We start from the raw sequence: 11,753 nt of genomic DNA on the forward strand, positions 1-11,753 counted from the left end.
GGCACGCCGACACGCGAGGCTGCGTTCGGCAGCTGCTACGGTTTGGGGCTAGGCTCTTAAGGATGCCGCTCCAGACAGAGAGATCGCCATGTCAGCCAGCCTTGTCCCCGGAGTGACGCGCCGAGAAATCTGGGCTTGGGCGATGTTCGATTTCGCCAACTCCGGCTACACAACGGTGGTGATCACCGCCGTGTTCAACGCCTACTTCGTCGCGGTGGTCGCCAAGGGCGAAGCCTGGGGTACGCTGGCCTGGACCAGCGCCACCGCCCTCTCCTATGTCCTGATCATCCTGACCGCGCCGCTGATCGGCGCCTACGCCGACGCCCTCGCCTGCAAGAAGCGCCTGTTGTTGTTCAGCACGGTTGGTTGCGTCGCCTTTACCTCTGGACTCGCGCTGGCCGGACCGGGGGAGCTCGGTATCGCGATCCTTTTCATCGTGCTATCCAACTTCTGCTTCGGCAGCGGCGAGAACCTGATCGCCGCCTTCCTGCCCCAACTCGCCCGTGCAGATGCCTTGGGCAAAGTGTCCGGTTGGGGCTGGGGGTTCGGCTATATCGGCGGCCTGCTCAGCCTGGGCGCCTGCCTGGCCTTCGTCAGCTGGGCCCAGGCGCAGGGCCAGACTGCGACGCAGTTCGTGCCGGTGTGCATGCTGATCACCGCGGCCTTGTTCGCCCTAGCCAGCGTGCCGACTTTCCTGTTCCTGCGCGAACGCAGCCAGCCGCAGCCAGGACGCGGCGGCACGCCTATCGCGCAAGCGGCGTTGGCGCGCTTCGCGCAGACGCTGCGCGAAGCCGACCGCTATCGCGACCTGCTGCGCTTCCTTGCCTGCACCGTCTGCTACCAGGCCGGCATCTCGGCGGTGATCGCCCTGGCGGCCATCTATGCCAATCAGGTCATGGGCTTCAATACCCAGGACACGCTGCTGCTGATCTTCGTGGTGAATATCACGGCCTCCATCGGCGCCGTGCTGTTCGGTTGGTTGCAGGATCGCCTCGGCCATCGCGCCACGCTGGCGCTGACCCTGTTGGGATGGCTCGGCATGGTCGGCATGGTCTGGGTCGCACGTGGCCCTGAGCTATTCTGGCTGGCGGCCAACCTCGCCGGTCTGTGCATGGGCGCCAGTCAATCGGCCGGCCGCGCGATAGTCGGTCTGCTAGCACCGCCGACGCGCCTGGCGGAGTTCTTCGGCCTCTGGGGGCTGGCAGTCAAACTGTCGGCAATCCTCGGCCCCATGACTTACGGCCTGACCAGTTGGCTATCCGGCGGCGATCACCGCCTGGCGATGCTGATCACCGGCAGCTATTTCGTTGTCGGCCTGCTGATCCTGGCTGGCGTCGACCTCGAGCGCGGGCGGCAGGCAGCTGTCAGCTGTACCGAGAGTCTCGAAAAGTGAGAGGGACTATCCATTTCGGGCCAGTTTTTGCCTGTCGCGACTGCCTCGATTCGGCCCAAAGGACGTTCAGCCTCCTCACTAAAGACCGCGAACAGAGTTAACGATGAAAGTTATGCGCGGCGGCTCGAATGTGGTCTTTAATGTCCGTACTTATATGCAGCCGCATTGGCTTCGACGCCGTACGAAGGTGGATGCGCCTAACGGCGGGTTCAGGTTGCCATGCACTTGTCTAATCAAGGAAGAAACGACATTGAAAATAGCTTTCGGCGCCCTGTTATTGACCTGGCTGACGACTCTCGCACTCGCTGACGATAACCCTGTCGGATTCCAGTCTTCCACACTGGCGGACTCGCACAACGACCGCTCACTGGAGATGGTCGTCTGGTACCCCAGTGCAACTACCGCAGCCACGCAATTGATTGGCGATGATGCGGTGTTTATCGGTGCTTCTGCCGTTCGTAACGCGCCGCCAGCTGCGGGCAAGCATCCATTGCTGGTGCTCTCCCACGGATACAGGGGAAACTGGAGCAACCAGATCTGGCTTGCCAGTGCTCTGGCTCATAGGGGTTACATCGTCGCCGCAATCAATCACCCTGGCACCACCACTCATGACCGTAGCCCTCAAGCAGCGGCGCAGTTATGGCAGCGACCCGTTGATGTGCGCCGAGCCATTGATAGGGTCACGACTCAACCTGAAAAATTCGGCTTGGTCGCCAATGATCGAATTGCAGTAGTGGGCCATTCACTCGGTGGCTGGACCGCCTTGGAGATCGCCGGTGCTCGTTTCGATCCAGACCGCTTCGCCCATGACTGTAAAGCCCACCCGCAGTTAACAAGTTGCACCGTCTATGGAACGATAAACCCCGCAAGCACCTCAGAATCAAAGGCCGCGTTGGCCGCCGATTTGCGCGATAAACGCGTCACTGCTGTGGTTACATTGGACTTGGGCCTTTCACGGGGCCTGACCGATGAAAGCTTGGCCGCGCTGCCGGTACCAGCGCTGGTGATCGCTGCCGGCGTACCGTCGCGCGAGCTTCCCGCTGAGTTGGAGTCTGCCAACCTGGCCAAACGCCTGCCTGCGGCGTCAAGCCGTTACGTCGAAATCAGCGACGCAAGCCATTTCAGCTTCTTGTCGGTGTGCAAACCTGGCGCGCAGGTAATGCTTGAAGAAGACGTACCAGGCGATGGCATTATTTGCCGTGATGGCGACAGCGCTCGCCCGCGTGGGGTGATTCAACAGCAGATTACATCGCTGATAGCAGAGTTTCTTCAGTCATCCATCTACAAAGAAGACAGTTTGTAAACTTGTGGTACGAGAACTGCCGCAGCTCAACAAAACCCGCTGGAGCAGTTTCAGCGCCCGCGCAATCTGTCAGATCGGTTGGCCAGGGATGAGCGCTCTGGGTCGGAAGCGGTCGGTTGCGGACAGCTGCTTTCCCATGACTTAGGCCCGCCACGGAGGAAGAGCCCCTTCGAAAAGTGAAAAGGCTCGATGCAGGAAACTGTTGAAGCGAGCGGCATCACGCCGCAGCCCTGCCTGTTGACCACCAATCAGGCACAGATGGGCCACCTGACCAATCACTTCTGCTTGGCCTGGCATATGGACCAAGCGGCGGCACGTCCGTATCGCGAAGTCCAGTCGTCTTGTGTCAACACGCTGCTGAAACTCGCCTACCAACGGATCGTGCAGCGACCAGGCTCGGATGGAAACTTCCCGCCCAGGTTGTTTCTCAGCGGCAATACTCAAGTAGCGTTTCAAGGTTTCGCCCGCGCTACGCCCCTGCGCCGCATAAGCGAGCATGCGCTCCGTGTAGTCTTCTTCCCAAGCGGCCAGCAAGGTGCGGACAAAGTCTTCGCGATTGCGGAAATGGTGATAGAACGATCCGCGGGTCACATTCAATCGGCGCGATAGACTCTCGGCCGAAACGCCAATATGCCCTATGTGGTCGAGGGCCTCAAAACCAGCCGCGATCCAATGGTTACGAGTTAGTTTTCTCACCCGTTATTTCGCTCCATATTTAGCGCCATACAGACTGTGTATGGTGCGCAACCGATTGATACGCTGCGAACACCAGCAAAGATGGCCGTTGCGTTTTGCACGCCAGCACTTTTCATGGAGCTCGCCTTGAAGAAAATCGCTCTGGTTGCTTTCGACCAATTCACTGATATCGACCTGTTCCTGATGTGGGACATTCTAGGCCGCAACACTGAGGACTGGCACGTCCGAATATTGGGTTCTAGCTCTATCGTGCGATCGGCGCACGGCCTGCCTGTTTCGGTGCACGGTCCGCTTTCCGAGGCCAATAGTGCCGACGCGGTATTGTTCGTCAGCGGCAAGGAAGGGATACCCGCTGCACTTGCCGCCCCAGATTTCCTGCCGTCGTTTGAACTTGACTCCAGACGCCAGCGAATCGGCTCCCTATGCGCCGGAGCTTTCATTCTCGAACGGCTTGGGCTGCTCAGCGGCCAGGCAACTACACACCCGGATGCACGATCGAGCTTGCAAGCTCTGGGACTTGAGCCCATGGACCAGCCTCTTGTATGCCAGGGGAACGTTGCAACCGCTGGCGGATGCCTTTCGGCGCTCTATCTGGTGGGATGGTTGGTTGAATCCTGGTTCGATGTCGACAAGCGCCGTGCGACGTTGCTCCCTGTTTTGCCAGCTGGGCAGCAAGAGCTCTATGATGCCTTGATCGGGCTCAGTATCCGACAAGGAGAAGTTGGCGCCACAGGGCGACAAGGAGCGTTATACGACAAACCATCGCAACAAGAAACGCGACATGGCATGTCGTCTAATTGGTAGTTAGAACTCAGGAGAGATCCCCGATGCCCCGAGAATTTGAGCTCATTATGTCCGTGCCAGTCCCCTCGATGTCCGGCATTTCCCACTTTTACAAGTCGATGAACCTAGCGGACGCTTTTGCGATTCGGCTCCCTGCGGGCACATCTGGCAATCCAGATTTGCTAGCTCGATTCATCTTTTCCCACCAGCCATCCTGGATCGGATGGCTCACGAAAGCCCGAGACACTATTGTTGCCTGTTTCGGTCTCAAGACAGCCAAACACTTGGCAACACTTGCTAATCGGCTTGGAATCTTCAAGGTCTACAGCACGAACCAGACTGAAATCGTGTTGGGAGAGGACGACAAGCACCTCGACTTCCGGATATCGATCCTATGTTCTGGAGAGGCAGAGCCAGAGGGCAGTCGCCAACTCGTTTTTTCAACCGTGGTCCAGTGCCACAACCGTCTAGGCCGGGCCTACATCTTCGTTATTGCCCCATTTCACCGCTTGGTTGTTAAGGCCAGCCTCCTCCGTGCAGCGCGCGTCGGTTGGCCTCTGGCAACCTGCCCCTAAGGCTGAGAGCGCTACGGCCGATCACGCGCTGGGGCTGCTTCGTAGCCCAACGGGGGCAAGCCCCCTCGCCACAAAAAGCTCGTCAGCCTTAGCATTTCGTAATTCGCAAGATTGAATTCCAGACACAAAAAAGCCCACTGACCGTCACCGATCCAGTGGGCTTTCCGATTACGCTTCTACTTACAAAGCCATATCCGTCGCAGCATTAGCCTTCGGTGCCTTGGCCGGAGCAGCCGGAGCAGCAGCCGGAGCCACCACCTGACCAATCGCCGGCGGCGGAGTCAGCTCCAACACCTTGGAGGTATAAGCCCACTCTTCAGCCACTTTCGCAGGGTTGCTGTTCAGCTGAGTGCCATAGCTCGGCACGATCTGACGCAGCTTTTCCTGCCAGGCAGGGGTTGCAACCTTGTCCTTGAACACTTTCTGCAGCACGGTCAGCATGATCGGTGCGGCAGTCGATGCGCCCGGCGATGCGCCCAGCAGACCAGCAATGGTGCCGTCTGCGGAAGCAACGATTTCGGTGCCCAACTTCAGCACGCCACCGGCAGCTTCATCACGCTTGATGATTTGCACGCGTTGGCCGGCTTGCCACAGGCGCCAGTCTTCGGCTTTGGCGTTCGGGAAGTATTCTTTCAGGGCGTTGAGGCGGTCTTCGTCAGACAGCATCAGTTGGCCTGCAAGGTACTCGACCAGCGGGTATTCCTTGATGCCGACCTTGGTCATTGGCCACACGTTGTGCGTGGTCGTGGTGGTCAGCAGGTCCAGGTACGAACCTTCTTTCAGGAACTTGGTGCTGAAGGTCGCGAATGGGCCAAACAGGATGACGCGCTTGCCGTCCAGAACACGGGTGTCCAGGTGCGGAACCGACATTGGCGGTGCGCCAACGGAGGCTTTGCCGTAGGCCTTGGCCAGGTGTTGCTCGGCGATGGTCGGGTTTTCGGTCACGAGGAACGAGCCGCCAACCGGGAAGCCTGCGTATTCCTTGGCTTCAGGAATGCCGGACTTCTGCAGCAGGTGCAGTGCACCGCCGCCCGCGCCGATGAAGACGAACTTGGCGTCGGTTTCGGTTTTGGTACCGTCTTTCAGGTTTTTGTAGCTGACGCGCCAGCTGCCGTCTTCGTTCTTGGTGATGTCTTGCACTTCGCTAGACAGTTTCAAGTCGAACTTCGGCGTGGTTTGCAGGTGCGCGACGAACTGGCGGGTGATCTCGCCGAAGTTCATGTCGGTGCCGAGCGGGCTCCAGGTGGCCGCGACTTTCTGGTTCGGGTCACGCCCTTCCATCATCAGCGGTACCCACTTCTTGATGACAGCCGGGTCTTCGGAGTACTGCATGCCGGCGAACAGCGGGCTCGCTTGCAGGGCTTCGTAGCGCTTCTTCAGGAACTTGATGTTGTCATCGCCCCACACAAAGCTCATGTGCGGAGTGGAGTTGATGAACGAACGCGGGTTCTTCAGCACGCCTTGCTGAACTTGCCAGGCCCAGAACTGACGGGAGATCTGGAAGGCTTCGTTGATTTCAACGGCTTTCGCGATCTGGACGTTGCCCTTGTCGTCTTCCGGGGTGTAGTTCAACTCGGCCAGGGCGGAGTGACCGGTACCGGCGTTGTTCCAGCCGTTGGAGCTTTCCTGGGCGACGCCGTCGAGGCGCTCGACCATTTCCATCGACAGACCGGGTTCCAGCTCATTAAGCCAGACACCCAGCGTTGCACTCATGATGCCGCCGCCAATGAGCAGCACATCGACTTTCTTTGCCTCTTCCGCGTGAACGGACGTGATCCCCATCGACAAAGCCAGCCCCAGCAGGGCCGTGTTCAGTTTCTTAAACATCTGTAGCACCTATGATAAACGCCATCCGCCCCCAATCCTCAACATGAGCAACCCAAGAGTACGGGTACGCAGGCAGCGTGCCGTGGGTTCCTACACTTACAAGGATTTGAAGGTGGGCACACAAGGCCGACGTGTCTCCATCGACCTCAGTTATATGTCCCTCGTGCACTGACTTTTTATCATTATTGGCTCAGTTACTTGAGCGACATTGATTCTGTCGGACGTCTGTGGACGTACGAACCGAATAAAGTCAAACCAAGTTAATGCGACAGAATATCACGCCTCGGCCAGCCTGCGCGCCCGAAAGGACTCAACAGTCTAGTCGGGACGAGGCCCGCGCCCGGCGTCTTTGCTCAAACGATCCACTACAAACGCCTTGGCGTTGCGCGTCATCTGGTCGAGATGCCGGTCGCGCTGCTTCTCTGCATCGATCATCGCCCGCTTGCCGTGTTTCTGCAGCAGATACGTATGTATCTGCCGCACCTCCAAAGAACTGTAGATTGATGTGACATCCAGTAAGCCCATCAAGCCTTCGGTGCCGTGATCACGGGTGTTCATCAGCACCTGAGTGCCGCGCACGCCCAGCACTTGGAAGCCCATCGATTCGAACCAGGGCACCTTGGCGACGGTGCAGGTCAACTCGGCATGCGGGTAGCGGACGAGCATGTCTTGCAGCATCGCCCGGGCGATGCCTCGCCGCCGATGGCTGGCCTGCACTGCCATATACGCCACGCCGCACGCTTCGGGATCGTCCTTGACCGGCAGGTACAGCAGAAAGCCGATGACTGTCTCGGGGTCTTCATCGTCCGTTGCAACGATCAGTTCGACAGCAATGCCTTTGGCGCCGCCGAGCGCTTCGAGGTAGAGATGAACCTCATAGCCCACCGTGTATTGATAGACGTTGTACAACGGGTTGCTCGGCGCGATGCCCACCATGCTGATGTCGGTCAGGTTGTCGACAACCATCTGCAGGATCTGGCTGTTGATGGGCTCCGGGCACGGAGTGGCAAAGTGGGTGAGCTGGGGCATTGCGTTTCTGACTCCGGGTTAAGGCTTACTGAGCATCAGCCCCGCTATTGTCACAGATCGAGCCCCTTACAGGAAAATCACTGCTCGGGCGCGACGATGCGAAAGCGGATGCTGATGTCGTTGGACACAACCTTGTCGGCCCACTCCCCTTCCCCGATGTTGAAGTCCCTGCGTTTCACAACGATGTCGCCATCGAAGATCCCGATGGCCTTCTCCGGCTTCAGCAGCACTTTCACCTGCAACTCGCGCGTCATGCCCCTGAGCGTGAGGTTGCCGGTGATCAAGTAGCGGTGGTCGCCCAGTGCTTCCACCCCGGTCGATTCAAAGGTCGCCACCGGATAATCCGCCGTGTTGAACCAGGCAGGCTTTTGCAGCTCGCTGTTGGCGTCGCTGGCCCCGGCGTCGATGCTGGCGAGGTCGATGGTCAACTTGGCATGGGCCGCTTCGGGGTTTTGCGTATCGAAATCGAGCGTGGCGTCGAACTTGCCGAAGGTGCCATACGCCCTGGAGCCGAACTGGTTATAGGTGAAAGAGATCTTGCTGGCGGTGGTGTTGACCTGGGTGTATTCGACGGCGTGGGCGCAGGGCAAGGTGCCGACCAGGAGGATGGCGAGCAATGCGGCGAAACGCGGGAATCGAGGGGGCATGGGATTCTCCGGTTGAAGCGCCCTTCAAGAATTGAAGTACCGCAGCCGTGTGGCTGCGATAGCTGGACTTAAGCAAATAATCGTTGGTTATTCCAGCGCAGCCGTACCGCGCGCCTTTACCCGCCGCGCCATTACTGGATAATGGCACCCCGCCACAATCAGGCCCTGACCTTGATGTCTCAAGGTTTTCTATTGCTACAGCCTGACAGTCGCCTTCAAGGATGGACGATCGGCTACGGAACAAGGACTCAGCACTGTGATATCCCCGCAAGATTCAGCAATACCGCTTACCCGCACTCAAAAACTCACCTCGTTGATCACTCGTGGCATGGCAGGGCTCAGTATCGTGCTGGGCGCCATGTGGGCGTTAATCACTTATGCGGTGCCGGACCCCAGCGTGTTCGGCTTCAGCTTCATCAGCTGGAAAAACGTGGTGTTGCTGGTGAGTACCTTTCTGTTTCTGGGAGCCGTTTCAATCGGCTGGCAGATTCGTAACTTCACACCGATGCTCCGCGGCGCATTGCAGTTCTTCATGGTTGCCGGTTTGTCTTTTGGTTTCTTCATCCTGGGCACCGAATATGCCAAGCCCTCTTTCGAATTCGCCAAACTGCAAGCCAAGATCGTCGAAAACGAAGGCAACAACCTGCTCGGCAAGCGCATGGAAGTGCTGGATAACGTTCGCATCGAATTGGAGGGCTGCGAAAATATCGGCCGATTGCCCACCTGCACTTTTGAACTGACCAATCTGAATATAGATCGCAGCTTTCGCTTCGACGACGGCACCCGGCTATTCGACGAGTCCGGCGGCCCACTCAAGTTCGAGTCGATCCGGGTAGGCCAGGTCGAGGACAACGCCTGGCTACGCTTCCCGCTGATTCGCAATGTACCGACACGCGTTACGCTGATCTTCCAGCAGAGCAACAGCAAGCTGAGCAAAACGCCTGCGATCAAGTTGGTGTTTCGGGATGGGAATGATGAGGCGCTTACCGTCAAATTCAGTGAGATTGTGATGCGCTAGGAGCTGGAATAAGGGCTCTTTACCGGTTCCAGGAAAGTCCTCGGCGTTGAGGACTTTCCTGGTTTTTTCAAACGGTAGCGTCACCAACCGAGGGATCAGACGCTCGGATGGGTATGGTAAATCTTGCTGACGATGGTCCACTTGCCTTCTACCTTCAGCAGGTTGAAGAAGTCGGTGAAGCGGAACCCCGAGACGTTGTCGGTATCGACCCGCGCACTGGCAGCCGTGCCGACTATGTCGATGCGTACGATGGCGGCTTTGGCTTCCGGGGACGGACGGAACGCGGTGTCGATGACGTCATAGAGATTCTGGATCGCGCCGCCGACGAGCTTGTCGCCATCGACGCCAAACATCGTGGCCTGCTCGTTGAAGGCGGGCTTCATCAGTGCGCTATCGGCCTTCGCGCCACCTTCGTTGTACTGGTTAAGTACGTCGACTATCGCGTTATATTCCTGAACGTAAGTAAGACTGCTCATTGCATGACTCCTGATAATTAACGGGTGTGGAACCTGTGGGAGCGGGCTTGCTCGCGAAAGCGGACTGACAGTCGACATAGATGTTGAATGTTATGACGCCTTCGCGAGCAAGCCCGCTCCCACAGGGGAATTGCGTTTTACTGGAGGATGGTGATCAGGTTTTCTGCACCACTCGAGCAACGCCCGAAGGCTCAATGCTGACCTTTTCCCACTTGGCGATGACCAAGGGCGCAATCGCATTGCCCAGCACGTTCAGGGTGGTGGTGCCGCTGTCGATAATCCGGAAGATGCCGGCAATCAGTGCGACCCCTTCCAGTGGAAGACCGGCCGATGCCAGGGTGGCGGACAGGATGATGATGGCGAAGCCGGGAACGCCGGCAGCCCCTTTGGACGTCAGCACCATCGTCACCACCAACAAGATCTGCTGGGACAGCGACAGGTCGATCCCATAGAGTTGCGCGACAAAAATCGTCGCCACGCCGAGGAAGATCGACGCGCCATCCAGGTTGAATGCGTAACCCACCGGCACCACAAAACTGACGATACGGCGCGGCACGCCATAGTGTTCCAGCTTGCTCATCAGCTGCGGCATGACCGATGCCGACGCGGCGCTGGAGAACGCCAGAATCAGCTCATTACGGAAGTACTTGATCAGTTTGAAAATATTCTCGCCAATCAAGTAGCAAATACCGCCCAGCACCACCAGCGCAAAGACAATCAGCGCCAGATAAACCACACCGATCAACTTGAGCAAAGGCAATAGCGAGGCAAAACCGAACGTCGCAACGGTGGCGCCGATCATGCCGAATACCCCGATCGGCGCATAAGCCATGACAATACTGACGACCTTGAACATGGCATCAGAGATACCTTGAACCACCGCCACCACCGGTGCGCTTTTTTCTCTGGGGAGTGAGTTCAATGCCAGGCCAAACAGCACGGCGAAGAACAGCACCGAGAGCAACTTCGCTTCCGACATCGCGACAAAAACGTTATCGGGAACGATGTTCTGCAGGATGACGAGAGCGCCCTTCGAAGGCTCCATGTTGACCGACGCGGTGCTGTGGGAAATGCCCGAAATATCGGTGCCTGTGCCGGGCTCGAAGATATTGGCGAAACACAACCCCATCACAATGGCCAGGCCGGTAATCGCGAAGAAATACCCCAGCGACTTGATGCCCATGCGCCCAAAAGACTTGTTATCACCGCCGCCGGCAATACCCAGGATCATGCAACAGAAGACAATGGGAACAACGACCATCTTCATCATCTTGATAAAGATATCGCCAAGGGGTTTGAGGATTTCAGAACTGATCCACCCTTGATACTGCGGGTGTGTATTGAAGTACCAACCGACGAGCACGCCAAGCAACAGCCCGGCAACTATTTGCCAAACCAAAGGGATACGTTTCATGTCTAGCCTTCTTGTTGGAATGAAAGGACTGCGTTAAGTAGCAGTTGCTAGAGTCATGAGCTTCCAGCTCATTTGAATTCGAATGGCACAACAAGGTTGTGCCATTGCTTTTATTACTTGGCGAAGAGCTGGCTCATATCCTTGAACGCCTTGAACTCAAGTGCGTTGCCACACGGATCGAACAGGAACATGGTGGCTTGTTCGCCGACCTGCCCCTTGAATCGAATGTAAGGCTCAATCACAAACTCGGTACCAAAGGACTTCAGTCGCTCGGCCAGGGCTTCCCACTGCAGCCACTCCAGGATGATGCCGAAGTGCGGAACGGGGACGTCGTGCCCGTCTACCGGATTGCTATGCACGCTCTCCTGAGAAGCAGTTTTTGGGTGCTCATGGATAACCAGTTGGTGACCGTAGAAATCAAAGTCGACCCACTGCGTGCTGGAGCGCCCCTCTTGCAGCCCGAACACTTCACCGTAAAAGGTGCGTGTCGCCGCGAGGTCATAAACAGGGATCGCCAGGTGAAAAGGAGAAAGGCTCATCGGAACTCCAATCAAGGTGTTTTATCGGTTTTGTTTTTGATTACGGAGCCAAT

General features: G+C 57.6%; 12 protein-coding genes. 5 read left to right on the forward strand and 7 right to left on the reverse strand.

What is annotated here, in order from left to right; genetic code table 11:
• Positions 1 to 88 precede the first annotated feature (88 nt).
• Positions 89 to 1,393, forward strand: a complete 1,305-nt coding sequence (locus F6R97_RS05395) for an MFS transporter (protein WP_315866191.1) — start codon at positions 89 to 91, stop codon at positions 1,391 to 1,393.
• Positions 1,394 to 1,643: 250 nt separating this feature from the next.
• Positions 1,644 to 2,696 carry an alpha/beta hydrolase family protein gene (locus F6R97_RS05400; RefSeq protein ID WP_315866302.1) on the forward strand — a complete coding sequence of 351 codons (1,053 nt, stop codon included), beginning with the start codon at positions 1,644 to 1,646 and terminating at the stop codon, positions 2,694 to 2,696.
• Between the two features lie 141 nt (positions 2,697 to 2,837).
• Here F6R97_RS05400 and F6R97_RS05405 read toward each other — a convergent pair whose 3' ends face one another.
• Positions 2,838 to 3,392, reverse strand: coding sequence for a TetR/AcrR family transcriptional regulator (locus tag F6R97_RS05405; protein WP_080772114.1), 555 nt, complete (start codon positions 3,390 to 3,392; stop codon positions 2,838 to 2,840).
• Between the two features lie 126 nt (positions 3,393 to 3,518).
• Between F6R97_RS05405 and F6R97_RS05410 the strand changes: the two genes are divergently transcribed.
• Together F6R97_RS05410 and F6R97_RS05415 are read left to right on the forward strand one after the other, a co-directional pair.
• Positions 3,519 to 4,196 carry a DJ-1/PfpI family protein gene (locus F6R97_RS05410; RefSeq protein ID WP_038983680.1) on the forward strand — a complete coding sequence of 226 codons (678 nt, stop codon included), beginning with the start codon at positions 3,519 to 3,521 and terminating at the stop codon, positions 4,194 to 4,196.
• A gap of 23 nt (positions 4,197 to 4,219) precedes the next feature.
• Entirely contained in the window at positions 4,220 to 4,750 is a 531-nt protein-coding gene (locus F6R97_RS05415; RefSeq protein ID WP_315866192.1) for a DUF2867 domain-containing protein, read from the forward strand.
• A gap of 180 nt (positions 4,751 to 4,930) precedes the next feature.
• On the opposite strand, the gene mqo is transcribed toward F6R97_RS05415, so the two are convergent.
• The 3 genes from mqo to F6R97_RS05430 all read right to left on the reverse strand — a co-directional run bounded on the left by mqo (position 4,931) and on the right by F6R97_RS05430 (position 8,253).
• Positions 4,931 to 6,577, reverse strand: coding sequence for a malate dehydrogenase (quinone) (gene mqo, locus F6R97_RS05420; protein WP_038982680.1), 1,647 nt, complete (start codon positions 6,575 to 6,577; stop codon positions 4,931 to 4,933).
• A gap of 318 nt (positions 6,578 to 6,895) precedes the next feature.
• Positions 6,896 to 7,606: a GNAT family N-acetyltransferase gene (locus F6R97_RS05425; protein WP_315866193.1), complete on the reverse strand. Its 711-nt coding sequence runs from the start codon at positions 7,604 to 7,606 to the stop codon at positions 6,896 to 6,898.
• Positions 7,607 to 7,683: 77 nt separating this feature from the next.
• Positions 7,684 to 8,253: a YceI family protein gene (locus F6R97_RS05430; RefSeq protein ID WP_048397160.1), complete on the reverse strand. Its 570-nt coding sequence runs from the start codon at positions 8,251 to 8,253 to the stop codon at positions 7,684 to 7,686.
• Positions 8,254 to 8,581: 328 nt separating this feature from the next.
• On the opposite strand from F6R97_RS05430, the gene F6R97_RS05435 reads away from it, so the two are divergent.
• On the forward strand, positions 8,582 to 9,271 hold the full coding sequence (locus tag F6R97_RS05435; RefSeq protein ID WP_048397163.1) for a hypothetical protein: 690 nt from the start codon (positions 8,582 to 8,584) through the stop codon (positions 9,269 to 9,271).
• Between the two features lie 95 nt (positions 9,272 to 9,366).
• Here the strand turns inward: F6R97_RS05435 and F6R97_RS05440 are convergent, their stop codons facing one another.
• The 3 genes from F6R97_RS05440 to F6R97_RS05450 all read right to left on the reverse strand — a co-directional run bounded on the left by F6R97_RS05440 (position 9,367) and on the right by F6R97_RS05450 (position 11,700).
• Positions 9,367 to 9,747 carry a nuclear transport factor 2 family protein gene (locus F6R97_RS05440; RefSeq protein ID WP_315866194.1) on the reverse strand — a complete coding sequence of 127 codons (381 nt, stop codon included), beginning with the start codon at positions 9,745 to 9,747 and terminating at the stop codon, positions 9,367 to 9,369.
• 154 nt (positions 9,748 to 9,901) lie between these two features.
• Positions 9,902 to 11,161, reverse strand: a complete 1,260-nt coding sequence (locus F6R97_RS05445) for a cation:dicarboxylate symporter family transporter (RefSeq protein WP_315866195.1) — start codon at positions 11,159 to 11,161, stop codon at positions 9,902 to 9,904.
• A gap of 113 nt (positions 11,162 to 11,274) precedes the next feature.
• Positions 11,275 to 11,700, reverse strand: coding sequence for a VOC family protein (locus F6R97_RS05450; RefSeq protein WP_050682624.1), 426 nt, complete (start codon positions 11,698 to 11,700; stop codon positions 11,275 to 11,277).
• Positions 11,701 to 11,753 lie beyond the last annotated feature (53 nt).

This window comes from Pseudomonas sp. JV414 (assembly GCF_032424305.1).
In the GTDB taxonomy this organism is placed as follows: domain Bacteria; phylum Pseudomonadota; class Gammaproteobacteria; order Pseudomonadales; family Pseudomonadaceae; genus Aquipseudomonas; species Aquipseudomonas lini.

What these genes read in the sequence shown, in the direction of transcription:
- F6R97_RS05395 (WP_315866191.1), top strand. Translation starts at nt 89, where the DNA reads ATGTCAGCCAGCCTTGTCCCCGGAGTGACGCGCCGAGAAATCTGGGCT.
- F6R97_RS05415 (WP_315866192.1), top strand. Translation starts at nt 4,220, where the DNA reads ATGCCCCGAGAATTTGAGCTCATTATGTCCGTGCCAGTCCCCTCGATG.
- mqo (WP_038982680.1), bottom strand. Translation starts at nt 6,577, where the DNA reads ATGTTTAAGAAACTGAACACGGCCCTGCTGGGGCTGGCTTTGTCGATG.
- F6R97_RS05425 (WP_315866193.1), bottom strand. Translation starts at nt 7,606, where the DNA reads ATGCCCCAGCTCACCCACTTTGCCACTCCGTGCCCGGAGCCCATCAAC.
- F6R97_RS05430 (WP_048397160.1), bottom strand. Translation starts at nt 8,253, where the DNA reads ATGCCCCCTCGATTCCCGCGTTTCGCCGCATTGCTCGCCATCCTCCTG.
- F6R97_RS05435 (WP_048397163.1), top strand. Translation starts at nt 8,582, where the DNA reads ATGGCAGGGCTCAGTATCGTGCTGGGCGCCATGTGGGCGTTAATCACT.
- F6R97_RS05440 (WP_315866194.1), bottom strand. Translation starts at nt 9,747, where the DNA reads ATGAGCAGTCTTACTTACGTTCAGGAATATAACGCGATAGTCGACGTA.
- F6R97_RS05445 (WP_315866195.1), bottom strand. Translation starts at nt 11,161, where the DNA reads ATGAAACGTATCCCTTTGGTTTGGCAAATAGTTGCCGGGCTGTTGCTT.
- F6R97_RS05450 (WP_050682624.1), bottom strand. Translation starts at nt 11,700, where the DNA reads ATGAGCCTTTCTCCTTTTCACCTGGCGATCCCTGTTTATGACCTCGCG.